Annotated in this window: 24 protein-coding genes and 1 pseudogene; all 25 read left to right on the top strand. The window is 28.7% G+C overall.

What is annotated here, in order from left to right; genetic code table 11:
• Positions 1-15: 15 nt before the first annotated feature.
• The 25 genes and pseudogenes from FRIFI_RS06220 (at position 16) to FRIFI_RS06345 (ending at position 24,200) form a co-directional block, all read left to right on the top strand.
• Positions 16-951: a PocR ligand-binding domain-containing protein gene (locus FRIFI_RS06220; protein ID WP_166505351.1), complete on the top strand. Its 936-nt coding sequence runs from the start codon at positions 16-18 to the stop codon at positions 949-951.
• Positions 952-963: 12 nt separating this feature from the next.
• Complete coding sequence (locus FRIFI_RS06225; RefSeq protein WP_166505352.1) at positions 964-1,974, top strand: phosphotransferase; 1,011 nt, start codon at positions 964-966, stop codon at positions 1,972-1,974.
• Positions 1,975-2,097: 123 nt separating this feature from the next.
• Complete coding sequence (locus tag FRIFI_RS06230) at positions 2,098-2,697, top strand: hypothetical protein (protein WP_166505353.1); 600 nt, start codon at positions 2,098-2,100, stop codon at positions 2,695-2,697.
• 460 nt (positions 2,698-3,157) lie between these two features.
• Positions 3,158-3,436, top strand: a complete 279-nt coding sequence (pduA, locus tag FRIFI_RS06235; protein ID WP_092926003.1) for a propanediol utilization microcompartment protein PduA — start codon at positions 3,158-3,160, stop codon at positions 3,434-3,436.
• A gap of 36 nt (positions 3,437-3,472) precedes the next feature.
• Positions 3,473-4,285 carry a propanediol utilization microcompartment protein PduB gene (gene pduB / locus FRIFI_RS06240; protein ID WP_166505354.1) on the top strand — a complete coding sequence of 271 codons (813 nt, stop codon included), beginning with the start codon at positions 3,473-3,475 and terminating at the stop codon, positions 4,283-4,285.
• Between the two features lie 26 nt (positions 4,286-4,311).
• Complete coding sequence (locus FRIFI_RS06245) at positions 4,312-5,973, top strand: propanediol/glycerol family dehydratase large subunit (RefSeq protein ID WP_092925999.1); 1,662 nt, start codon at positions 4,312-4,314, stop codon at positions 5,971-5,973.
• A 23-nt stretch (positions 5,974-5,996) separates the two neighbouring features.
• A complete protein-coding gene (locus FRIFI_RS06250) occupies positions 5,997-6,674 on the top strand; it encodes a propanediol/glycerol family dehydratase medium subunit (RefSeq protein WP_092925997.1) in 678 nt (225 codons plus the stop codon).
• Positions 6,675-6,689: 15 nt separating this feature from the next.
• Complete coding sequence (locus tag FRIFI_RS06255; protein ID WP_166505355.1) at positions 6,690-7,214, top strand: diol dehydratase small subunit; 525 nt, start codon at positions 6,690-6,692, stop codon at positions 7,212-7,214.
• Between the two features lie 21 nt (positions 7,215-7,235).
• Complete coding sequence (locus FRIFI_RS06260; protein ID WP_166505356.1) at positions 7,236-9,047, top strand: diol dehydratase reactivase subunit alpha; 1,812 nt, start codon at positions 7,236-7,238, stop codon at positions 9,045-9,047.
• A gap of 9 nt (positions 9,048-9,056) precedes the next feature.
• Positions 9,057-9,416 (top strand): glycerol dehydratase reactivase beta/small subunit family protein, encoded by a 360-nt coding sequence (locus FRIFI_RS06265; protein WP_092925991.1) that lies wholly within the window; start codon positions 9,057-9,059, stop codon positions 9,414-9,416.
• A 96-nt stretch (positions 9,417-9,512) separates the two neighbouring features.
• Positions 9,513-10,094 (top strand): BMC domain-containing protein, encoded by a 582-nt coding sequence (locus FRIFI_RS06270; protein ID WP_166505357.1) that lies wholly within the window; start codon positions 9,513-9,515, stop codon positions 10,092-10,094.
• Between the two features lie 3 nt (positions 10,095-10,097).
• Positions 10,098-10,373: a propanediol utilization microcompartment protein PduA gene (pduA, locus tag FRIFI_RS06275; protein WP_092925987.1), complete on the top strand. Its 276-nt coding sequence runs from the start codon at positions 10,098-10,100 to the stop codon at positions 10,371-10,373.
• A gap of 20 nt (positions 10,374-10,393) precedes the next feature.
• Positions 10,394-11,041 carry a phosphate propanoyltransferase gene (locus tag FRIFI_RS06280; RefSeq protein ID WP_092925985.1) on the top strand — a complete coding sequence of 216 codons (648 nt, stop codon included), beginning with the start codon at positions 10,394-10,396 and terminating at the stop codon, positions 11,039-11,041.
• A 4-nt stretch (positions 11,042-11,045) separates the two neighbouring features.
• Positions 11,046-11,867 (top strand): ethanolamine utilization protein EutJ, encoded by an 822-nt coding sequence (gene eutJ / locus FRIFI_RS06285; protein ID WP_166505358.1) that lies wholly within the window; start codon positions 11,046-11,048, stop codon positions 11,865-11,867.
• 11 nt (positions 11,868-11,878) lie between these two features.
• Positions 11,879-12,724, top strand: a complete 846-nt coding sequence (locus FRIFI_RS06290) for a flavoprotein (RefSeq protein ID WP_166505359.1) — start codon at positions 11,879-11,881, stop codon at positions 12,722-12,724.
• Positions 12,725-12,739: 15 nt separating this feature from the next.
• Positions 12,740-13,006 carry a EutN/CcmL family microcompartment protein gene (locus FRIFI_RS06295; protein ID WP_092925979.1) on the top strand — a complete coding sequence of 89 codons (267 nt, stop codon included), beginning with the start codon at positions 12,740-12,742 and terminating at the stop codon, positions 13,004-13,006.
• A 10-nt stretch (positions 13,007-13,016) separates the two neighbouring features.
• The gene (locus FRIFI_RS06300; protein WP_166505360.1) at positions 13,017-14,024 is read left to right on the top strand and encodes a cob(I)yrinic acid a,c-diamide adenosyltransferase; all 1,008 of its coding nucleotides are present in this window, start codon (positions 13,017-13,019) and stop codon (positions 14,022-14,024) included.
• Positions 14,025-14,048: 24 nt separating this feature from the next.
• Positions 14,049-15,443, top strand: coding sequence for an aldehyde dehydrogenase family protein (locus FRIFI_RS06305; protein WP_166505361.1), 1,395 nt, complete (start codon positions 14,049-14,051; stop codon positions 15,441-15,443).
• Between the two features lie 11 nt (positions 15,444-15,454).
• A complete protein-coding gene (locus tag FRIFI_RS06310) occupies positions 15,455-16,780 on the top strand; it encodes a 4Fe-4S dicluster domain-containing protein (RefSeq protein WP_166505362.1) in 1,326 nt (441 codons plus the stop codon).
• Between the two features lie 21 nt (positions 16,781-16,801).
• Positions 16,802-17,722 (top strand): DUF7973 family transport facilitator, encoded by a 921-nt coding sequence (locus tag FRIFI_RS06315; RefSeq protein ID WP_166505363.1) that lies wholly within the window; start codon positions 16,802-16,804, stop codon positions 17,720-17,722.
• Positions 17,723-17,840: 118 nt separating this feature from the next.
• On the top strand, positions 17,841-18,389 hold the full coding sequence (locus FRIFI_RS06320) for a BMC domain-containing protein (protein ID WP_166505364.1): 549 nt from the start codon (positions 17,841-17,843) through the stop codon (positions 18,387-18,389).
• 216 nt (positions 18,390-18,605) lie between these two features.
• Positions 18,606-19,336, top strand: a pseudogene (locus tag FRIFI_RS06325) (DUF4184 family protein).
• A gap of 472 nt (positions 19,337-19,808) precedes the next feature.
• The gene (locus FRIFI_RS06330) at positions 19,809-21,740 is read left to right on the top strand and encodes an OPT family oligopeptide transporter (protein WP_166505365.1); all 1,932 of its coding nucleotides are present in this window, start codon (positions 19,809-19,811) and stop codon (positions 21,738-21,740) included.
• On the top strand, positions 21,730-22,074 hold the full coding sequence (locus FRIFI_RS06335; RefSeq protein WP_092925963.1) for a PqqD family protein: 345 nt from the start codon (positions 21,730-21,732) through the stop codon (positions 22,072-22,074). Before FRIFI_RS06330 ends, FRIFI_RS06335 begins: the two co-directional genes overlap by 11 nt.
• Positions 22,075-22,853: 779 nt before the next feature.
• On the top strand, positions 22,854-24,200 hold the full coding sequence (locus tag FRIFI_RS06345; RefSeq protein WP_166506248.1) for an APC family permease: 1,347 nt from the start codon (positions 22,854-22,856) through the stop codon (positions 24,198-24,200).
• Positions 24,201-24,277: the final 77 nt, after the last annotated feature.

Consider the following 24,277-nt stretch of genomic DNA (forward strand, 5'->3'; position numbering starts at 1 on the left):
TTAAGGGGGAGTTTAATGGAGAAGTTTTTTGAACTAGAAGAGTATGCTCAAATTGAAGTTCTCCAAAATATCCAAGATAGCTTTGCAAATTCACTTGGTATGGGAGCAGTTATAGTAGACTATAAAGGTGAACCTATAACAAAAGAAAGTAATTTCACTAAATTTTGTACATATATAAGAAATAATGATGAATTAAAAGGAAAGTGTTATAAATGTGATGCATATGGAGGGGTACAATCAGCTATTACAAAAAAGCCACATATATACAAGTGTCATGCAGGATTAGTAGACTTTGCTATACCTATAATGGCAAATAATACATATATAGGAGCAATATTAGGAGGTCAAGTAAGATTAAAAGAAGATTTAAAAGAAGAAAACAATGTTTTAAAGGATAAATATAATGAAGAATTATCTAAATATTATAAAGATATAAAGATAAAGACTTATGAAGAAGTCAAATATGCAGCAGATCTTATGTACCAAATATCAAATTATATTTTAAATAAAGATATAGTCAAAATAAATTCCGATTTTAATAGCAATAAAGCTAAAATAGATAGAGCTACTAATATTGAATTAATAAAGGAATATAATTTAGAGAGTGAACAATACTCTGAAGAAATACACAAAGCACTAAATTATATTCATTCAAACATAAAAAAAAATATTACACTAGAGGAGGTAGCAAATCATATAAATCTAAGTCCAAATTATCTGAGTAAGACTTTTAAAAAAGATATTGGTATAAACTTTATAACTTATATAACAAATAAAAAAATAGCATTAGCAAAAGAAATGTTAAAAGATACAGATACACCTATTCTAAATATATCTATAGATTTATCTTTTAATAAACCTAACTATTTTAGTAAAGTTTTTAAAAAAATAGTAGGTTTAACACCTAGTGAGTATAGGAACACATTACAGAATGATCAAATAGATACCTAAAGGAGGAATTTTTTGAGTGTATTAAAAAAAGAATCAATAAAAGATCTTCTAAGTAAGGATTATTTAATGCAAATACTACCTGGTTTACGAGATATAAAGTTAGAAAATATAAAAACAAACGGTTTATCAGGAGCTAAAATATATAAAATTACATTATTTTCTAGACAAGATAAAAAAAGCCTATATCTAAAAATAAATAATTTAAAGGAAGATTGGCTAGCAAAAGTAAATAAAGATGAAGGCAGAGAATTAGATATATTTAAAGATGATATATATTCAAAATTAGAAGAGTTTATAAATGACATTTATTTAGGTTATTACATAGGGGATAATAGCTATGCAATACTTATGAATGATATGTCTGTATACAAAAAAACAAATAACTCAGAGAAAGAGTGTCTTTACTATTTAAATAACTTAGCGAAATTCCACTCTAAATTTAAAGAACATGACGTAACAAATTATAAGGAGTTATTAAATGTAGATGAATATTGTAATTTTTTAACAAAGACTAAAGTAAGTGAAGTTGAGGAGTTTAAAGAAAATTATCAAAAAGGAGAAATAATATTAAAAGATATTTTAGGAGAAAATTTATTTAATAAATATGATGAAATAAAGGAAATAGATAGTATATTTTCTTATTATCCTAAAACCTTTTTGCATGGAGATTATAGACCAGATAATACACTTTACATAAATCAAAATGATATAAGAATTATAGACTGGGCTAATAGTGGATGTGGACCTTGTACATTAGATGTATTTTGGTATCTTATGACATCTGTAAATGTTAAATTTGATAAAACTATACTACTAAATTATTATAAAATGAATTTAGAAAATTATATTGGATATAAATTAACTAGAAGAACATGGGACACTTTATTGAAAGTTGGAATTTTAGCTTCCTGCAAAATGTATTTAGTATCATTATTAGCTAATTCAAATTTAGAAGATAAATATGAGTATTTAAATATATATTATTGGATAGAGAATCTTAAAAGTGTATTAATAGACTTATAGATATAGTAGAGTACAATTGGTAGGAAAAGTAACCTTTATGAAAGTTGAAATAAATGTGGATACATGAAATATAAAACAATTTAATTAAGAAATAATAAACTAAATAAAAAGTGGGGAATAGATGTGGTAAAAGGTTTACATGTTAAAATAATAGGACTTACAACTATATTTAGTTTACTTATTACAGGATGCACTAGCACAATAGAAAATAAAGAAATCTTAAAAAATACATACTTTGAAGTTGTAAAAAGTGAACAAAATAGTAATGAAATAAAAGCTGTGGATTTAGAAGAAAGGCTTAAGGATAAAACAGTAGATATTTCAGATGGAATTGTATATTTAACTGGTGAAAATGGAGAACAAAAAGATTATTCAACTAAAATTTATACATTCAAAGAAGGTAATAAATCTCTTAGTGTTTCTTATTTAGATAATGATAAAAAAGAAAATTTAGAAGATATAAAATTTGCTTCATATATTATAACTAAGGAAGATAAAGAAGAAACTTATGTAGAAGTTTATTATCAAGACATATTAGAAGCAAATGGAATATTAAGTTTTCAGATGTATCCAGAAAGCGTACAAGAACAAAAGGAATTAGTAAACTTACTAAATGAAAATAAAAGTAGTTTGTATGAAGCATATTATAAAGTAGCAGAAAGTATAGAGGAAGATAGTTCTCTAGAGTTAGGAAAAATAATAGATGATAAGTTAAAAAAATAGATGGATTTGTTAGTAATGATAATGAAAATTTAGTATCTTATTCTTTAAATAAGGATGGTTTAAATTTAAATTTAGTATTTGACGAAAAGATAAATAAGGCTGAAAGTGTAATAATTGAAGATATTGAATCTAATAATATATCTTTAAGTTATTATAAAAATATGGAATAGGGTATACAACTTTATAAGAGGAATAAAGATTTGAAAGAACAAGAAGAAATGGTAGATAAATTATTAGAATATAAAAAATAGTAAGGATAATTCCTTACTATTTTTTTGTATTAATATTAAATTAAAAATGTAAAGAAAAATATAGTACAAAAAATTATCCTATTAAGATAAAATTTATCATAAAAATATTTAAAAAGTCTTAAAATTTGTACTATTTAAATAAAATATTTCCATAAAAGTATACTAGAATTTAAATAAGAACAAGAATAATTTTTGGAGGTACTCCCATTATGCAAAAAGAAGCTTTAGGAATGGTTGAAACAAAAGGACTAGTAGGGGCAATAGAAGCTGCTGATGCTATGGTAAAATCAGCAAATGTACAACTAGTAGGATATGAAAAAATAGGTTCAGGGTTAGTAACAGTAATGGTAAGAGGAGATGTAGGAGCTGTTAAAGCATCTGTAGATGCAGGAGCAGTAGCAGCAGAGAAAGTTGGAGAAGTTGTATCAGTTCATGTAATACCAAGACCACATACAGATGTTGAAAAGATATTACCAAGCAATAACTAATATTAAATAAGAATTTAGGTTAAGGGGGAAATTTTCATGAAAGAAGATTTAATGTCAAAAATAATGGATGAAGTAATGAAGAAAATGGGAGAAACTCCAAAGTTAGAAGTTAAAGAAGAAACAGCAGAAGAAGCTAAATATGAAGAGCCTAATAGCTGTAGCTTAACAGAGTTTGTAGGAACAGCAATAGGAAACACTATAGGTCTTGTTATAGCTAATGTAGATTATAACTTACACGAGTTAATGAATATAGATAAAAAATATAGATCAATAGGGATAGTTGGTGGAAGAACAGGGGCTGGACCTCATATATTTGCAGCAGATGAGGCTGTAAAGGCAACTAATAGTGAAATATTGTTAATAGAGCTTCCTAGAGATACAGAAGGTGGAGCAGGACATGGTTCTTTAATAATATTTGGTGCAGAAGATGTATCAGATGCTAGAAGAGCTGTTGAAGTTACATTAAATGAATTAGAAAGAACTTTTGGTGATGTTTATGGAAGTAGCGCAGGACATTTAGAATTCCAATACACAGCAAGGGCTAGCTATGCTCTTAATAAAGCGTTTGGAGCACCTATTGGAAAATCTTTTGGGATAACAGTTGGAGCACCAGCTGCTATTGGAGTATTACTTGCAGATACTGCTGTAAAAGCCGCTAATGTTGATGTTGTAGGATATTCAACTCCAGGAAATGGTGGAACTAGTTACTCAAACGAAGTAATTCTTACATTCTCAGGAGATTCAGGAGCTGTTAGACAGTCTATAATAGCAGCAAGGGAAGTAGGAAAGCAATTATTATCAACTTTAAGTAATGAAGAATTAAAGTCATCAACAATACCATACATATAAGATTTTAAATAAGGGGAGTGAATACATTGAAATCTAAACGTTTTGAAGTTTTAAAAAATAGACCAGTAAACCAAGATGGTTTTGTAAAGGAGTGGCCAGAAGTTGGTCTTATAGCAATGGATGGACCAAATGACCCAACACCTAGTATAAAAATAGAAAATAAAATAGTAATAGAATTAGATGGAAAGAAAAGAGAAGACTTTGATATGCTAGACTTTTTTATAGCAGATCATGCTATAAATTTAGAAAGAGCAGAAGAAGTTTTAAACATGGATTCATTAGAATTAGCTAGAATGCTTGTTGATATAAATGTTGGAAGAGAAGAAATAGTAAAACTTACAACTGCTATGACTCCAGCTAAGATAGTTGAAGTTGTAAGCCAGATGAATGTACTTGAAATGATGATGTCAATGACAAAGATGAGAGCTAGAAAGATGCCTTCAAATCAATGTCATGTTACTAATGTAAAAGATCATCCAGTTCAAATTGCAGCAGATGCAGCAGAAGCAGCTTTAAGAGGATTTGATGAACAAGAAACTACAGTAGGTATAGCAAGATATGCTCCATTTAATGCCCTAGCTTTATTAGTTGGAGCTCAAGTAGGTCGCCCTGGAATACTTACTCAATGTGCTGTTGAAGAAGCAACAGAATTAAAATTAGGAATGAGAGGATTAACAGGATACGCTGAAACTGTATCTGTCTATGGAACAGAGTCTGTATTTATGGATGGAGATGATACTCCTTGGTCTAAAGGTTTCCTAGCATCTTCATATGCATCAAGAGGACTTAAAATGAGATTTACATCAGGAACAGGTTCTGAAGTTCAAATGGGATACGCAGAAGGAAAGTCAATGCTATATCTTGAAGCTAGATGTCTATTCTTAACTAAGGGTTGTGGAGTTCAAGGAATACAAAATGGTTCAGTAAGTTGTGTTGGAGTACCAGCAGGAGTACCTAGTGGAGTTAGAGCTATACTTGCAGAAAACTTAATAGCTGCAATGTTAGATCTTGAGTGTGCATCTAGTAATGACCAAACATTTACACATTCTGATTTAAGAAGAGTTGCAAGAAGTTTAATGCAAATGGTGCCAGGAACAGATTTTATATGTTCAGGATATAGTGCAACTCCAAATTATGATAATATGTTTGCAGGTTCTAACTGGGATGCAGAAGATTATGATGATTGGAATATAATTCAAAGAGATTTAAAAATAGATGGCGGTCTAAAGCCTGTTAGTGAAGATGAAGTTGTTAAAGTTAGAAATAAGGCAGCTAGAGTTATACAAGTATTATTTAAAGAATTAAATCTTCCAGAAGTTACAGAAGAAGAAGTAACTGCTGCAACCTATGCACATGGAAGTAAGGATATGCCAAATAGAAATGTAGTTGAAGATTTAAAAGCTACTGAAGAAATGATGAACAAAGAAGTTACAGGGGTAGATGTAGTTAAAGCACTTTATAAAGGTGGATTTGAAGATGTAGCAGATAGTGTGTTTAATATGTTAAAGCAAAGAATAGCAGGGGATTATTTGCATACAGCAGCTATACTTGACAAAGATTTTAAAGTAAAAAGTGCCGTAAACTATCCAAATGATTATAGAGGGCCAAAAACTGGATATCAAATAAGTGATGAAAGATGGGAACAAATCAAAAATATTGAAAATGCAGTAAGTCCAGAAGACTTCTAAAAATAGAAAAAGAGGTGAAAATTGTGTCTATAGATGAGAAATTATTAAAAAGTGTAATAGAAGAAGTATTAAAAGAAATGGTAGAAAATGATAATGTAGAGTGCAATAGCAAAAAAGAAGAAAAGAAAGAAAATGTAGTATTTGATGATAATAAAAAATTAGAACTAGTAGAAGTTGGAGATTTGAAAAAAGGTACTAGAAGCGATGAAGTAGTTATAGGTTTAGCGCCAGCATTTTTTAACCATCAAACTAAAACTATAGTTGGTATAGAACACGATAAAGTATTAAAAGAAGTTATAGCAGGTATTGAAGAAGAAGGATTAACTTATAGACTAGCAAAAATTTATAGAACGTCTGATGTTTCTTTTATAGCACATGATGCAGCAAAACTAAGTGGTTCAGGAATAGGAATAGGTATACAGTCAAAAGGTACAACAATAATACATCAAAAGGATTTATTTCCTTTAAGTAACTTAGAATTATTCCCCCAAGCTCCACTTATAGATTTAGAAACATTTAGACAAATAGGTAAAAATGCAGCTAAATATGCTAAAAATGAATCACCAGCTCCAGTGCCAGTGAAAAATGACCAAATGGCAAGACCAAAATATCAAGCAATTGCAGCACTTTTACATATAAAAGAAACAGAACATGTTGATAGAAACAAAAAACCTCAAGAATTGAAGATAACATTTAAATAAACAAGGAGGGTAATGATGAATCAAGATTTATTAATAAAACAAATCGTAGCGGAAGTACTAAAAAATATGAACTCTACTAATATAAATGAAGTTTCAAATGCTGTTAAAAATGTTTTAAAAAGTGATAAAGTCACAAGCGCTAATTATCCATTAGGAGAGAAAATACCGGAAAAAATAAAATCACAATCTGGAATAAAATTATCAGATGTAACTTTAGACAAAGTAATAAGAGGTGAAATTGGATCTAAAGATATAAGAATATCTAAAGAAACTTTAGAATTACAAGCACAAGTAGCTGAATCTGTTGGAAGAAATGCATTTGCTCAAAACTTAAGAAAGGCAGCAGAACTTATAGTAGTTCCAGATGATAGAATTCTTGAAATATACGATGCACTAAGACCATATAGATCAACTAAACAAGAATTATATGATATAGCAGATGAACTAAGAAATAAATATGGATGCACTATAAATGCAGAGTTTGTTATAGAAGCTGCAAATGTTTATGAACAAAGAGGAAGGTTAAAGGTAGTGGAGTAAAAGTAGTTTGGAGGGTATTAAATGAAGATAGTAGCTGGTATAGATATAGGTAATGCTACTACTGAAGTGGCCTTAGCAAAAATATATGAAAACAATATTGAATTTTTATCAAGTTCTATAGTTAAAACAACAGGAATTAAAGGAACTATGAAAAATATAAATGGAGTATTTAAATCTTTAAAAAATTCTTTAGATAAGTCTAATTTAAAAATTGAAAATTTAGATGAAATCAGAGTAAATGAAGCTGCTCCAGTAATAGGAGACGTAGCTATGGAAACTATAACAGAAACCATAATAACAGAGTCTACAATGATAGGCCATAACCCTTTAACACCAGGTGGAGTAGGAGTTGGTGTTGGTGAAACTGTAAAAATTGATAAATTAGAAAGTGTAGATAAGAACAAAGATGTAATAGTTGTTATACCTAAAGAATTTGACTTTGAAGTTTCATCTAAATTAATAAATTTATATTCAGATAAATTAAATATAAATGGAGCTATAGTAAAAAAAGATGATGGAGTACTAATTAATAATAGATTAAACAAGAAAATTCCTATAGTAGATGAGGTTAGTTTAGTTGAAAAAGTTCCTCTAAATATGAAGTGTGCCATAGAAGTTGCACCAATTGGAGGAGTTGTTGAAGTATTATCTAATCCATATGGAATAGCAACATTGTTTAATCTAACCTCAGAAGAAACTAAACATGTTGTTCCAATAGCTAGGGCATTAATTGGAAACAGATCAGCAGTTGTTATAAAAACTCCTAAGGGAGATGTTAAAGAAAGAAAAATACCTGCTGGAAATATTGAAATAGTTGGACTAAATAAAAAAGCTTTTGTTGGAATTGATGAAGGTGCTAAAAAAATTATGAATGCTATAAATAGCGTAAATATTGTTTGTGATGTTAAAGGAGAACCTGGGACTAATGTGGGAGGAATGCTTGAAAAAGTAAGGCATGTTATGTCTAATTTAACAAATCAACACCCAAAAAACATTAAAATACAAGACTTACTATCTGTAGATACTTTTGTTCCTCAGATTGTAAAAGGTGGTATTGCTAATGAGTTCTCACTAGAAAATGCAGTAGGAATAGCAGCTATGGTAAAAGCTGATAAACTTCAAATGCAAAAAATAGCAGATGAATTAACAAAAAGCCTAGGGGTGAATGTCAATGTAGGTGGAGTAGAAGCTGATATGGCAATTCGTGGAGCATTAACTACTCCAGGAAGTAACAAACCACTTGCAATATTAGATATGGGTGCAGGATCTACGGATGCTTCTATAATTACAAAAGAACATGAAATAAAGTCAATACATTTAGCAGGTGCTGGAAATATGGTTACTATGCTTATAAAATCAGAATTAGGAATAGATGATTTTGAACTAGCAGAAGACATAAAAAAGTATCCATTAGCTAAGGTAGAGAGTCTTTTCAATATAAGACATGAAAGTGGAGCTGTAGAGTTTTTTAACAAAGCATTAGATTCTAAATTATTTGCAAAGGTTGTAATACTAAAACCAGAAGGTATGGTTCCTATTGAAATAGATGAATCACTAGAAAAAATAAAATTAATTAGAAAAAGTGCTAAAGAAAGAGTATTTGTTACAAATGCTATAAGAGCACTAAAAAAGGTAAGCCCAACAAATAATGTAAGAGATATAGCGTTTGTAGTTTTGGTTGGAGGAAGTGCACTTGATTTTGAGATTCCTCAATTAGTTACAAATGCATTATCTCAGTATAATGTAGTTGCAGGAAGAGCAAATATAAGGGGTGTAGAAGGACCTAGAAATGCAGTTGCAACAGGACTTGTTTTACATTTAAAAGAAGAATAGGTGAATTTTATGGCTAAGAATATAAGTGTTACGAAAAAGCCAAGTATAAAAATATACTATAACAAAAATCAAATAGATGAGTTAAAATTTAGAGAAATTATACTTGGCATAGAAGAAGAGAATGTACCTTATGAAATTTTAGGAATTTGTGAAGAAGATGTTATAAAATTAGGCTATAATGCCTGCAATGACTCTATATTAGGAGTGGGGATTGGAGTAAATAAAGATTTTATAATACTTCACTATAATAAACTAGAAAAAGATAGTCCTCTTTTTACTATAAAAATATCATCTAAAGAATCTATAATGAGAACACTAGGTCAAAATGCAGCTAGATTAGTCATAAAAAAACCTTTCAAAGAACTTTAAAATATTTATAAGATACATATAGTTTATCTAACAATTGTATAAAGTTTTATATTTATTATAGATATTACTTAAACATTAGATTAGGGGGAGGGTAAAATGTCCCAATTAGCTATTGGAATTATAGAGACAATTGGCCTTGCAGCTTGTATAGAAGCAGCAGATGTATGTGTAAAATCTGCAAATGTTAATTTAATAGGATATGAGCTCTCGAAAGGTGGAGGTATGGCGACATTAAAAATAGAGGGAAATGTAGGTGCTGTTAAGGCAGCTATAGAAGCTTCTGTTGTTGCTGCCAATAAAATAAGCAAGGTATTTTCCTATAAAATAATACCTAGACCAAGTAAAGAAATAGATATATTAATTAATAACAAAGAAACTATAGGATATAAAGAAATACAAATAGATAATCAGTCTAAGGAAAATGTAGATTTATACAATGAATATGATAAAGAATTAGTTAAAGATATAGTAGAAAATGTAAAAATAGTTAATCTAGAGGATGATTTAAATTATATAAAAAGTGAAGAATTAGGAAATACCATAGAAGAAAACAATTTAAATAATAAAGAAAATTATACTTGTAATTTATGTAAAGACCCAGAATGTAAAAGACAAAAAGGAGAATTAAAAAATAGTTGTATTCACTACAATGAACTAAATGATTTTAAGGAGGAATAGAAAATGGGAGAGGCATTAGGATTAATAGAAACTAAAGGATTAGTAGGTGCTATAGAGGCAGCAGATGCGATGACTAAATCTGCAAATGTTGAGCTAGTAGGATATGAAAAGATAGGATCAGGATTAGTTACAGTTATGGTTAGAGGAGATGTTGGAGCTGTTAAGGCATCTGTAGATGCAGGGGCAGTAGCAGCTGAGAAAGTAGGAGAACTCGTATCTAAGCATGTAATACCAAGACCTCATACTGATGTTGAAAAGATATTACCAAAATCAGAATAATATATAAATAGGTGATTAAAATGGATTTTAACAATAAGGAATTAGTAGAAAAAATAACTAAAATAGTAATACAAAAATTACAAGAAGAAAAAGAAGTTTTAATCCCTATCGGTATCTCAAATAGACACATACATTTGTGTGAAGAAGATTTTAAAATACTATTTGGCAAAGATAAATCACTAAGTAAATTTAGAGATTTAAAGCAACCAGGTCAGTATGCTGCAAATGAATGTGTAACTATAAAAGGCTCTAAAGGAGAATTAACAAAAGTTCGAATTTTAGGGCCTTTAAGAAATGAAACTCAGATTGAAATTTCTGTATCGGATGGCTTTAAATTAGGTATAAATCCACCTATAAAAGAATCAGGAAATCTAAAAGATACTCCTGGTATTGAAATTATAGGGCCTAAAGGAAAAGTTGTCAAAGAAAAAGGTGTAATTTGTGCATTAAGACATATACATATGTCACCAAATGATGCTAAAAAATTAAATTTATGTGATAAAGATATAGTAGATGTTGAGATAACGGGGATTAGAAAAGCTATACTAGGAAACGTATTAATTAGAGTAAATGAAAATTTTGAACTAGAAATGCATTTAGATATGGATGAAGCTAATTCGTGCTTAATAAAAAATAACGACTTAGTTAAAATTGTAGAAAATAGGTGAGAATGTGAATCTAAATGACTGCAATAATAAGGTAAAAGAGTTTTCAAGACTTATAAAAGAAAAAAAGTGCAATAAATATAACGGTAGGCTAAAAGTAGGAGTAGATTTAGGAACTGCAAATATAGTTTTATCTGTTGTAGATGAAAATAATAATCCTATAGCTGGAGCTATGAAAGCTTCATCTGTAGTTAAAGATGGGATAGTTGTAGATTATATAGGTGCAACTAATATACTTAGAAAATTAAAAGAAGAAGTAGAACAAATTATAGGATGTGAATTAACTTATGCTTCAACTGCAATCCCTCCAGGAATTACTGAGGGAAATACTAAAGTTATATGTAATGTAGTAGAATCTTGTGATATGGAAGTTTTAAATATAATAGATGAGCCAAGTGCAGCAGCTACAGTACTTAAAATAACTAATGGGGCAGTAGTTGATGTTGGTGGAGGGACTACTGGGATAAGTATAATAAAAAATGGGGAAGTCGTGTTTACAGCTGATGAAGCAACAGGTGGAACTCATATGACACTAGTTCTTGCAGGGTTTAATAAAATACCTTTTGAAGAAGCAGAAGTTATAAAAAAAGAGAAAAAGTATGAAAAAGATACGTTTATAATAGTAAAACCTGTCATTGAAAAAATGGCATCTATAGTTAAAAAGTATATAAAAGATTACAATATAGACACTATCTATGTAGTCGGTGGTGCTTGTTGCTTTAGTGAATTTGAAAAAGTATTTAAAAAAGAAATAAAAATAGAAACAGTAAAACCATTAGAACCACTACTTGTAACACCTCTTGGAATAGCAATGAATTGCCATATATAGAAGGTGATAAATTGGATTTAAAAAAACTTGAAAACATAATTAGTGAAAATGTAGAAAGTGTAGTTATAGATTATATAGTAGAAAAAGTATTTGAAAAGCTAGAAAGCTACAATAAAAAATTGTTAGTAGTATTTACTGGTGCTAGTATTGGATTTAAAGATGCATTTAAATGCATTAAAATGCTTCAAGATAGAGGATTTAAATTAACAATAGTATTATCAAATGGAGCTTTAAATGTATTTAATGAAAATTTAATAAAAGAATTTTTTAAAGTGGAAAAAGTTATAAAAGAAGATGACAATGAAAATATAATAAGTCTAGTAAAAGAAAATACTATTATAATGATACCTACATTAACAGTTAATACCTGTAGCAAAATTGCAAATGGAATAAATGATAATATAGCTACTAATATAATAAGTTATTCCTTAATTAATGGTAAAAAAGTAATAGCAAGTATTAATGGATGCTGCCCAGACAACGAAGAAAGAATATCTATATTTAAAGATAATATGAGCAATTCATATAAAGATTTACTTAGAAATAATATAAAAAAATTAAAAGATTACAATATTATATTAACTACATCAGTAAATTTAGAAAAAAAAGTTATAAAAATATATAAAGATAATTTTAGTTTAAACACTAATAAAAAAAATAATGATGAAATTGATTATATATGTAGTAAACAAAATATAGAGATTAAAGAAATACTCTTAAATAAGAAAATAATAAGTAAAATAGATGTATATAACTTAAAACACTATAAAGTAATAAAAATAAATCAAGATTCTATAATCACGCCTTCGGCTAAAGATGAGGCATTAAAATACAATATAAATATATTAAAAATATAAAGCTAGGTGAAAAATATGTATCTAGGAAGTGTAGTAGGAACAGTAGTATCAACTACTAAAAATGAAGGATTAATAGGAACAAAGCTTCTACTTGTAAAACAATTAAATGAAAAATTAGAAGTGGTTGGAAACACACATGTTGTAGTAGATTCAGTAGGCGCTGGAGTTGGAGAGACTGTAATTGTTGCAACAGGGAGCTCTGCAAGAAAGATATTTTCATCTGATTCCCCTATAGACTGTGCAATAGTTGGAATAGTAGATAGTATAGAAGTTAATAATTAGGTGATATAATATGGCTAATTTATATACGAAAACAGGTGATAAAGGAAGTACTAGTCTGTTTGGTGGTAAAAGAGTATCAAAAAATGACTATAAAGTAGAATGTTATGGAACAATAGATGAGGCTATATCAATGCTTGGAGTTGCGTACTCTCAAAGTAAAAATGAAGATATAAAAAGTTATCTAAATAAAATACAAAGAAAATTATTTATAGTAGGTGCTGAACTTGCTAGTGATGAAAAAGGATTATCTATGTTGTCATATACAGTAAATGAAGAAGACATAAAAGAATTAGAACATATAGTAGATGAGTGCAGCAAGCTAAATGGAAGACAAAAAAGTTTTATAATACCTGGGAAAAATGAGTCTTCAGCATCTATTCATGTTGCAAGAACTATAATAAGAAGAGCAGAAAGAAATATAGTTACGTTAAAAGAAAATGGTAATATTAGAGATGAATTACTAAAATACGTAAATAGATTATCGGATACATTATATGCTTTAGCAAGATTAGAAGAAACTTATTGTAAGATAGATGATATAAAAAGCAAGGTTATAGATAAGTTAGAAAAACTTGATAATATAGAAAAAGAAAATGAAGAGAGTATAAAGTTTAAATTAGAAAATATAATAAAAATGGCAAGTTATGCTCAGAGAAAAGCAAAAGAATTAAATGTTAATATAGTTTTTTCTGCAGTAGATAGTGGAGGTAATCTTATATTACTTCATAGAATGGAAGATTCATTACTTGGTAGTATAAATATAAGTATGAATAAAGCATATACTGCAAATGCCTTAAAAATATCAACTGATAAACTAGGTAAGCTTTGTAAAAGTGGAGAAGCACTTTACGGTATTCAAAATACTAATGACAATAAAATAGTTGTCTTTGGTGGAGGATATCCAATATATAACAATGAAAAAATAGTTGGAGCTATAGGTGTAAGTGGCGGTAGTGTAGAAGAAGATATGGAGATAGCTTTATACTCAATACAAATGATGAAAATGAAAAGCAATTAAGCAAAATGTAATGGGGGGATAATAATGAGTGCGTTAAATGTTGAGGAAATAGTAAAAAAGGTTATGAGTGAATTAAATAATGTAAATTCTTTAAAAGAGTGTGAACATGGAATATTTGAAAGTATGAACGATGCTATAGAAGCATCATTCATAGCTCAGAGAAAGTACTTAAAGCATAGCCTAAGTGATAGAGATAAATACATAAAAGCTATAAAAAATGAATTTTATAAAGAAGAAAATCTAAAAAAAATATGCAAAATGACAGTTGAAGAAACTGGTATGGGAAATTACAGCCATAAACTTTTGAAAAATAGATTAGTACTAGAGAAAACACCAGGTGTAGAAGATTTAAAAACAGACGCTTATACAGGTGATAATGGTCTTACTTTAGTAGAACTTTCTCCATATGGAGTAATAGGGTCTATAACACCTACAACAAACCCAACAGAAACCATTCTTTGTAATACTATAGGAATGTTAGCAGCAGGAAATTCAATTGTTTTTAGTCCTCACCCAAGAGCTAAGGAAGTATCTTTATTTACCATAAAACTTATAAATAAAGCATTAAAAGAAGCTAAAGCCCCAGATAATTTAGTGGTAACGTTAAAAAATCCTACAATAGAAAATGCAAATATAATGATGAACCATGAAAAAGTTAAATTGCTAGTAGCAACTGGAGGGCCGGGCGTTGTGAAATCAGTATTATCTACTGGAAAAAAAGCGATAGGAGCAGGGGCTGGAAATCCTCCAGCAGTAGTTGATGAAACTGCAGATATAGAAAAAGCAGCAAAAGATATAGTTGATGGATGTAGCTTTGATAACAATCTTCCATGCATAGCAGAAAAAGAAGTTATAGCAGTAGATGAAATTACTGACTATTTAATATTCAATATGAAAAAAAATGGGGCATATGAAATAAAAGATAAGGAAACTTTAAATAACTTACAAAACTTAGTTTTATCTAAGGATTTAAAATTAAATACTGAATGTGTTGGAAAAAGTGCAAGATATTTATTAGATAAGATAGGAATACAAGTTGAGGATGATATAAAAGTAATAATAATGGAAACAGATAAAAATCACCCATTTGTTATAGAAGAATTAATGATGCCAATACTTCCAATAGTTAGAGTTAAAGATGTTGACGAAGCTATAGAACTATCTATAGAAGTTGAACATGGAAATCGACATACAGCTATAATGCATTCTAAAAATATTGATAAATTAAGTAAGATGGCCAAATTAATTCAAACCACTATATTTGTTAAAAATGGACCATCATATTCTGGTATAGGTGTAGGTGGAGAAGGATATACAACATTTACAATAGCTGGTCCAACAGGAGAAGGTTTAACAAGTGCTAAAACTTTTGCTAGAAAAAGAAGATGTGTACTTGTAGATGGCTTTGATATCAGATAAGAGGTGAGATTATGGAAAAAGATTTAATAAGCATTATTAAAGAAGCTGGTATAGTAGGTGCTGGTGGAGCTGGATTTCCAACTCATGTAAAATTAAATACAAAGGCAGATTATTTAATTATAAATGGAGCTGAATGCGAACCTCTTTTAAGAGTAGATCAACAACTGATGGCTAAAGAATCTAGAAAACTTTTAGACGCTATAGATTTAGTTAAAAAATATATTGGCGCTAAAGTTGCAATAATTGGATTAAAATCTAAGTATAAAAAAGCCATAGAAAATATAGAAACTATAATTAATGAGTATGAAAATATAAAAATGCATAAAATGCCTAATTTTTATCCAGCAGGAGATGAACAGGTATTAGTGTATGAAACTATTAAAAAAATAATACCAGAAGGTTCAATTCCACTTAGTGTAGGAGCTGTAGTATTAAACGTAGAGACTTTATTAAATATATATGAAGCTTATTACAATGATTTAAAAGTTACTAATAAATATGTAACTGTAACTGGAGATGTTAAAGAAAAAATAACAGTTAATGTTCCTATAGGTATATCCATAAAAGAAGTTATAGATTTAGCAGGAGGGAGTAATTTAGATGAATTTGTTGTTATAAATGGTGGACCTATGATGGGTAAAATAGTTTCATTAGATGATGTAATTACAAAAACAACTAAAGGTCTTATAGTATTACCTAAAGAACATAGTCTAGTTAAATCTATAAATAAAAATATATCTCAAACATTAAAAGAAGCTAAAACTTCTTGTATGCATTGTAGTTTATGTAGTGAAATATGCCCTAGAAATTTATTGGGTCATAATATAAATCCACATAAACTAATAAGAATAGCAAGTTATTCAAGTATTTGCGATACCAAATCTAGTTTAACAACAGCATTTTTATGCTGTGAATGTAGGTTATGTGAATATGCTTGTATTATGAATTTACAACCTTGGAAATTACATTCAAATCTAAAAAAACAAATGTCAGCAAAAAATATAAAAAACGATAATAACAATACACCAATAGATGTACATCCATTTAGAGAATATAAAAGATATCCAGTAAGTAAATTAATATCTAAGTTAGATCTTTCGAAGTATGATAAAAACGCAGAAATAATAAATATTTATAAGAATTTTACAAAGGTAAAAATACTTTTAAATCAGCATATAGGAATAAGTGCAACACCTATTGTAAAAAAAGGAGATAAAGTTCTTAAAGGACAGCTAATTGCATTTACAAAAGAAGATAAATTAGGAACATCAATTCATTCAAGTATAGAAGGATTAGTAAAAGAAGTAAATGATAAGTATGTATTAATAGAAAGCTAAATTTTTATTAGGAGGAGTAACATGGATATATTTGCAATGGTAGCAGCTTTTGGAGGAGGAGCATTTGGAGCTTTAATAGGAGCATTACCAGCATTTATACTTACAGGTGTGATAGCGATAGCAGGTGCAGCTATAGGGATGGCAGGTGGATCAGATTTAGTTGTTGGAAATGTAGCTTTTGGTTCTTTTTTGGGACCTCATATAGCATTTGCAGGTGGGGTTGCAGCAGCAGCATATGCAGCAAACAAAAGAAGCACAAGTACATCTAAAGTAACATCAACTGGAGAAAAAATCTTAGGTAGTGATGAAGTAGAAAGTGGAACATCAATAGGTTTATCCTTAAACCTAACAGGAGACTATAAAGTTTTGTTAGTTGGTGGGATATTTGGGATATTAGGTTTTTTAATAAATTATTTATATGTATCAGTTATAGTACTTCCAACAGATACTCCAGGTATGACAGTTTTTACACTGGGTGTAATAGCAAGGCTAACTCTTGGAAATAGTGGACTATTTGGTAAATATGATAAAAATAAAAAAAGAAAATACTTATCTACCGGAAAAATGCTTGGATATAATATAGTATTAGGTGCATCATTAGGAATAGTAGTTTCTTATGTGGCAGCATCACTTTCCAATACCTTTGAAGTAGCTCCAGAGGTAATATCATTATTCCCAACACTATGTTTTGGAATAAGTGCATTTTCTTTAATATTTACACAAACAGGCTCGGCTACACCAGCAACACATCATATAACATTAATATCAGCACTTGCAGCTGTTGTTTCAGGAAATCCCATATTTGGAGTATTGTTTGGAATTATAAGTTGTTTAATTGGAGATTTCGGAGCTAATACACTTAATAGTAATTGTGACTCTCATATAGATCCACCGGCATTCTCAATATTTATATGTACATTTATAATAAACTTCATATTTTAATTAAAACTAAACAATAATTTTTAAAATTTCGTATAAAATTTTACATATTTGAATTATAGATAAATATAATTTAGATAAAACATATTAGCAAACATGATAAGAATTAGGGGGACACAATATGAAAAAATCAATTGGACTTGTGGAATTAAAAAGTATTCCCATAGGGATAGAAGTTGCAGATATAATGCTAAAAACAGCAAATGTAGAATTAATATTAGCTAATCCAATTTGTCCGGGAAAATATGTGATAATAGTGAGTGGGAACGTAGGTTCAGTAGAAAATGCTATAAAAGCAGGTAAAGATAAAGCAGGAATATTTTTAATTGAAAGTCATGTGATAAATAATATACATGAAGATGTAATACCAGCCTTAACAGGTACTATAGAACCAGTAAATATTAAATCTATTGGATGTATAGAAACAATATCAGCACTAACAGCTATAAAAGCTGGAGATATAGCTCTTAAATCATCTAATATTGAATTAATAGAAATAAGACTTGCAAGAGGCCTTGGTGGAAAGGGATTTATAGTAATGTGTGGAGATATAGCATCTATAAATTCTGCTATAAAATCTTGTACAAATGAATTACAAGAAAGTGGGGAGATAACAAGTACATCTTCTATAGCATCTCCACATAGAGATTTAATAAATAAATTAATGTAGAGTAAAAATAATTAACAAAAAGTCTAACTTGATTTTATAGGTTAGATTTTTTTGTATTATTAAGTGAATTATAGAAACATATTAAAATAATATATCTTTTATTACCTAGAATTTTTATAGATATAATAAAATATATAAAAAAACAACTATATGTATTTCTAATATTAATTTATGATATAATATTTTTTTAATTAATATTAGAAAGGAATTTATAATATGCCATTTACATTTTCTCATCCTGCTATAGTAATTCCATTTAAAAATAAGTACTTTAATTTTAGTGGATTAATACTAGGATCTATGGCACCTGATTTTATATACTTTGTACTATTTAGTCCAAGTAGCAATATAGGTCATGAATTTTTAGGATTTTTCTTTTTTAATCTTCCAATGTGCTTTTTAATAAATTATGTATTTTACAAATATGTACAAAAAGCACTTATATTAAGTATGCCTAATTTTATATCAAATAAATATGTGTACCTTACTAAATTAAAAAACACATTATATAATAAAAAAGAAATATTAAAGTTTGTAATATCATGTTTAATAGGTATGATAACTCATGTACTTTGGGATAGTTTCACTCATATTAGTGGATTTTTTGTTAACAATATAGCTTTTTAAGAGATAGTATTAATGTATTTAATATGTCTATTCCAATTTATAAAATAATACAACATGGTAGCACAATGATAGGCTTTTTAGTTATATTTATATATCTTTATACTGTTAAAGGTAAAAACACTTTTTATCCTAAAATAAACAAATTTAAGCTATACTTAAGTCTTGTATTAGTATTCATAATTGCTATGATTGTTTCTATATTTATTTTTGTTAAAACAGGTGCTTTTATAGGTATTGGTAGATTGGTTGTAACATTTATCAATTCCTTATTTATATCTTATTCAATAACTGGTTTTCTATTAGATAAAAATAAAATTTAATAAATTTTTATATATAGAAAAGTATAGTGCATAGATATTTATGCACTATACCAAAAAATCTACAAAAATCCTCTCTTTATGAAAATTAGAACTAATCGTTATAACTTACCTACCAAGCTCTTTATATATTCTCATAATATCAAAGACTATGATGGGAAAAAACACAGTTCATATCTATATGCTTTTAATCTAATCATTGCGTATATGTAAATTGTTAAAATAAAGTTGATATATGGTAAATAATATGGTTTATATTTAAATTAATAATATAGACTAATATATATTGAAAAATAGTGCAAAATAACCATATAATAATATCTAACTTAAGAGAGCTGTTATACAAAATACTTAATAGGTAAAATATAGTAAAAATTATAAATGTTCATAATTAAATTAAAATTGCGTAAAAAAGTTAGAATTCGAAATAGTATGATATAATAAAGAAAATTAAATAAAGGGAAGGTGAATCTCAATGGATAATAAAAAATTATCTAAAGGTGCTTATGGAGGAGTATCAGGAAAAGACTATGTTCCTTACATAACAGACAAATCGAAGACTGGTGCAAATATGGCAGTGTTAATAATAGGTATTATTTTAGCCGTAATATTTGCAGCATCAACAGCATATTCAGGAATGAAAGCTGGTCTTACAGTTGCCGCAGGTATTCCAGGTTCTATTATAGGTTCAGCGTTTATAGCAGCATTCGCAAAAGGAAAAGGTATTCTTGGTAAAAATATTGTACAAGGTATGGCAAGTGGTGGTGAATCAGTTGCAAGTGGTATGATTTTCGTATTACCTGCTATTTTATTAATAGGTAGTCAAGTTACATTTTTAGAAGGATTTATAGTTGGAGTAGGTGGAGTTTTATTTGGTATTGGAATTGCATCACTTGTGTACAATTATTTAATAATTGAAGAACATGGTAAGCTTATGTACCCAGAATCAATGGCTATATCTGAAACATTAGTTGCTTCAGATGCTGGTGGAGATTCAATGAAGTATATGGGTATGGGATTTGGTATAAGTGGACTTATAACTGTATTAACAGGTTCATTTTTAAACGTAGCCAATAATGTTATAAGCTTTATTGGAAATAAGTTTTATAAATGTAAATTTGAAGTAGAAGTTAATCCTCTTCTTTTAGGGATAGGATTTATAGTAGGACTTGAAGTTGCACTTACAATGTTTGCAGGTTCTTTATTATCTCATTTTGGTATTATGCCTCTAATAGGATACTTTACTGATATGGCAAGAGAAGGTGCTAAGGTATGGAATGATCCTACAATGGCGATAAACCAAATGGGTGTAAATGATATAGCTGGTAACTATGTAAAATACATAGGGGCTGGTATGATGCTTTGTGGAGGTATAATAGGTGCAGTTAAATTAATACCAACTATAATAGCATCTGTAAAAGAAACTATGAAAGCAAAATCATCAACATCTGTTGACGGTGAAGATGGTAGCGCATTACAAAGTATTATACTATTAGGCGGAATTGTAGCAGCAGTTGTAGGAGCATTCTTTATATCAAATGGTATAGTAATGACAATTATTGGTGTAGTAGTATCTTTATTATTAGCAGGATTATTTGTTATAGTTGCTGGACGTTTAACAGGGACTATAGGTACATCAAATCTTCCTGTATCTGGTATGACAATAGCATCTTTAGTTATAGCGACATTAGTATTTGTTATAATGGGATGGACTGATTTAGCAGATAATAAATCACTATTATTATTTGGTACATTTATAGTTGTTTCTATATCTATAGCTGGAGGATATAGCCAATCTCAAAAGGTAACTTATATAATAGGTGGTAGCAAAAATGAAATGCAAAAATATTTTGCAATAGCTGGTATAGTAGGTGTAATAGTAGTTGTAGGAACTACATTACTACTTGCAAATCAATTAGTAGTAACAGGAGATAATCCTCCATTTGCATTACCTCAAGCTAACTTAATATCAACATTAACATCAGGAATTATGTCTGGTCAATTACCTTGGGTTATGGTAATAGTTGGTGTAGTTATGGCTATAGTTTTATACTTCTTAAATCTACCTATAATGACAGTTGCTATAGGATTTTACTTACCAATTGCAACAACTTCTATAATATTAGTAGGAGCTTTAATACGTGTATTTGTTGAAAAAACTTCAAGAAGTGATAAAGAAAAAGAGGTCAAAGTTGCTAATGGTATAAGTTTATCATCAGGGCTTGTTGCTGGTGGTTCTATAATAGGATTAGTCGGTATAATATTACAAGTAACAGGTGTTATAAAAGGTGCTGGTCCTAGTGGGTTTGCAGCTTCAAATATGATGGCTATTATACTTCTTTTAGTATTAGTTGTACTTACTACATGTCCAATTGTAAGCTCTAAGGTAAAAAACAATGAAAACTAATGAAGATATTTTAAATATTGTATTTAAAATAAATGATAAAATAGATTATGAAGTAAATGAAGGTGTTGTAACGATACTTGAAAAACAAGATCATAAAATTCAACAGTTTTTTAGAAAATTAAAGTTTAAAATTCCAATGTATAAAAAGACTGAACTAGATGAATATGGCAGTTTTGTATTTTCTAATATTGACGGGAAAAAAACTGTAAAAGAAATTGGTAAAGAGCTAGAATTAAAGTATGGAGAAAAATCACATCCTCTATATGAAAGATTACTTATTTTTTTAAATCATATAGATGCAAACTGTAATTACATTGAAAAAATTAATAATTAAAAATTTCAATAAAAATAGGATATCTTTTAGATATCCTATTTTTATTGAAATTTTTACTACTAAGGCTAAGGTATGCTAAAATTTATAAAAATAATAGTAAATATACATGGAGGAAAAGCTGTTTAAATCAATGAGAAAACAAAAAGAAAATTAGATGTAGATCGAATAAAAAATACTAGACAAAGGGGAGTATATGACACTAGCAATTATAAGTGAGAATGGGTATCCATATAGTCTTCATTTAAGATATATTTATCATAATAATTTTATATATTTACATAGTGCTAAGAGTGGTCATAAGATAGAAAATATAAAAATCAATGAAAAGTATATTTTAGTGTAGTGGGATATACAAATATTTTGCCAAGTAAATTTTCTACAAATTATGAAAGAGTAATAGGATTTGGTATAGCATGTAAAGTAGACGGTAAGGAAGGAGAAGGGCACTTATAAAATTAATAGAAAAGTATAGCAAAGACTTTTTTAAAGAAGAAATAGAATATATTTTAAATGAAAAAATGTCACTAATGTAATAAGAATTACAATAGAACATATAACAGGAAAATAAAATTATTAGAAAATCTACCTATAAAATTAGGTGGATTTTTTTTGAGGAAATAATGAATCAAATTGAGGAAAAATGATAGTTTGAATTTTAAAAAGTTAGAAATTGAAACTTTTTAAAATTAAAAATTTTTGTATTGAAAAAAATTATACTTATATTATAATTATAAATGCGACAACTTATGACAAAACTTGGTGAAGAAAGGAATATGAATATGCAAGATAAGCAACTTCAAAAAAATCTTGGGGCAGCTGCAGCTTTATCAACAGTAGTTGGTATGGTTATAGGTGGGGGAGTATTTTTTAAGCCTCAAGCAGTGTATGAATTAACTGGTGGAGAGCCAGGACTTGGAATGATAGCTTGGGTAATAGCAGGTATCATGACAATAACAGCAGGTCTTACTGCAGCAGAGGTTTCAGCTGCTATACCAAAAACAGGCGGTATGATGGTATATATAGAAGAAATATATGGTGAAAAATTAGGATTTTTAACAGGATGGATGCAATCAGTATTATTTTTCCCAGCAACAATAGCTGCAATATCAGTTATGTTTGGGCAACAATCAGCGATACTCCTTGGAAATGAAAATTTAGTAATACCTATGACAGTTGGGGTAATATTATTAGTTGGTGGACTTAATACATTAGGTTCTAAAACTAGTGGAGCAATACAAACAATATCTACAGTGTGTAAATTAATACCTTTAGTACTTATAATGGTATTTGGATTTATAAGTGGATCAGGGAATAATTCAATAACTACTCCATTAGTAGGAGAGGGAATAAGTGCAACTAGTGTAATAGGACAATTATTAGTTGCTATATTATTTGCTTATGATGGATGGATAAATGTCGGTACTTTAGCGGGGGAAATGAAAGATCCGGGAAAAGATTTACCAAAGGCAATAATAGGTGGATTATCTTTAGTTATGGCGGTTTATGTAGTAATAAACTTAGCGTATCTTTGGGTACTTCCAGCAAGTGAATTAGCTAAATATGCATCACCAGCATCTGCTGTTGCAACAGAAATATTTGGACCTATTGGTGGTAAAATAATAACTATGGGTATATTAATATCTGTATTTGGATGTATAAATGGATATCTACTTACAGGACCTAGAATAATATACACATTAGGACAACAAAAAACATTACCTGAATTTTTAGGTAAATTAAATAAATATGATGTACCAGCAAATGCAACTATGGTGATGGCTTCTTTATCAGCGCTTTATGCATTATCTGGACAATTTAACTTACTAAGTGACTTATCAATGTTTGCTATCTGGTCATTTTATGTGTTAACGTTTGTAGGAGTTATAAAAATGAGAAAAACTATGCCAAACTTACATAGACCATATAAAGTTCCGTTTTATCCGGTAATACCTTTAATAGCAATAGCTGGTGGATTATTTGTAGTAATAAACCAATTATTATTTGCAGGACCTAAAAATACAATGATGTCATTAGGAGGAGTTGTAGTAACTCTTATAGGTTTGCCTATATATAATTATATGATGAAGAAGAATCAAAAGGAAAAAGATATAAAAAGGGTAGCATAATAAATTACGAATAAAAACACACAAAAATAATAGAAAACTTAAAATACACAAAGTAAAAAAATAGAACTTTAGAAGTT

It is taken from the genome of Romboutsia hominis, assembly GCF_900002575.1.
GTDB classification, from domain to species: domain Bacteria; phylum Bacillota; class Clostridia; order Peptostreptococcales; family Peptostreptococcaceae; genus Romboutsia_C; species Romboutsia_C hominis.

Excerpts from the sequence above, each read along its gene's own strand:
- FRIFI_RS06220 (WP_166505351.1), top strand. The coding sequence starts at position 16 with ATGGAGAAGTTTTTTGAACTAGAAGAGTATGCTCAAATTGAAGTTCTC.
- pduA (WP_092926003.1), top strand. The coding sequence starts at position 3,158 with ATGCAAAAAGAAGCTTTAGGAATGGTTGAAACAAAAGGACTAGTAGGG.
- pduB (WP_166505354.1), top strand. The coding sequence starts at position 3,473 with ATGAAAGAAGATTTAATGTCAAAAATAATGGATGAAGTAATGAAGAAA.
- FRIFI_RS06255 (WP_166505355.1), top strand. The coding sequence starts at position 6,690 with ATGAATCAAGATTTATTAATAAAACAAATCGTAGCGGAAGTACTAAAA.
- FRIFI_RS06260 (WP_166505356.1), top strand. The coding sequence starts at position 7,236 with ATGAAGATAGTAGCTGGTATAGATATAGGTAATGCTACTACTGAAGTG.
- FRIFI_RS06265 (WP_092925991.1), top strand. The coding sequence starts at position 9,057 with ATGGCTAAGAATATAAGTGTTACGAAAAAGCCAAGTATAAAAATATAC.
- FRIFI_RS06270 (WP_166505357.1), top strand. The coding sequence starts at position 9,513 with ATGTCCCAATTAGCTATTGGAATTATAGAGACAATTGGCCTTGCAGCT.
- pduA (WP_092925987.1), top strand. The coding sequence starts at position 10,098 with ATGGGAGAGGCATTAGGATTAATAGAAACTAAAGGATTAGTAGGTGCT.
- FRIFI_RS06280 (WP_092925985.1), top strand. The coding sequence starts at position 10,394 with ATGGATTTTAACAATAAGGAATTAGTAGAAAAAATAACTAAAATAGTA.
- FRIFI_RS06295 (WP_092925979.1), top strand. The coding sequence starts at position 12,740 with ATGTATCTAGGAAGTGTAGTAGGAACAGTAGTATCAACTACTAAAAAT.
- FRIFI_RS06300 (WP_166505360.1), top strand. The coding sequence starts at position 13,017 with ATGGCTAATTTATATACGAAAACAGGTGATAAAGGAAGTACTAGTCTG.
- FRIFI_RS06305 (WP_166505361.1), top strand. The coding sequence starts at position 14,049 with ATGAGTGCGTTAAATGTTGAGGAAATAGTAAAAAAGGTTATGAGTGAA.
- FRIFI_RS06310 (WP_166505362.1), top strand. The coding sequence starts at position 15,455 with ATGGAAAAAGATTTAATAAGCATTATTAAAGAAGCTGGTATAGTAGGT.
- FRIFI_RS06315 (WP_166505363.1), top strand. The coding sequence starts at position 16,802 with ATGGATATATTTGCAATGGTAGCAGCTTTTGGAGGAGGAGCATTTGGA.
- FRIFI_RS06320 (WP_166505364.1), top strand. The coding sequence starts at position 17,841 with ATGAAAAAATCAATTGGACTTGTGGAATTAAAAAGTATTCCCATAGGG.
- FRIFI_RS06330 (WP_166505365.1), top strand. The coding sequence starts at position 19,809 with ATGGATAATAAAAAATTATCTAAAGGTGCTTATGGAGGAGTATCAGGA.
- FRIFI_RS06335 (WP_092925963.1), top strand. The coding sequence starts at position 21,730 with ATGAAAACTAATGAAGATATTTTAAATATTGTATTTAAAATAAATGAT.
- FRIFI_RS06345 (WP_166506248.1), top strand. The coding sequence starts at position 22,854 with ATGCAAGATAAGCAACTTCAAAAAAATCTTGGGGCAGCTGCAGCTTTA.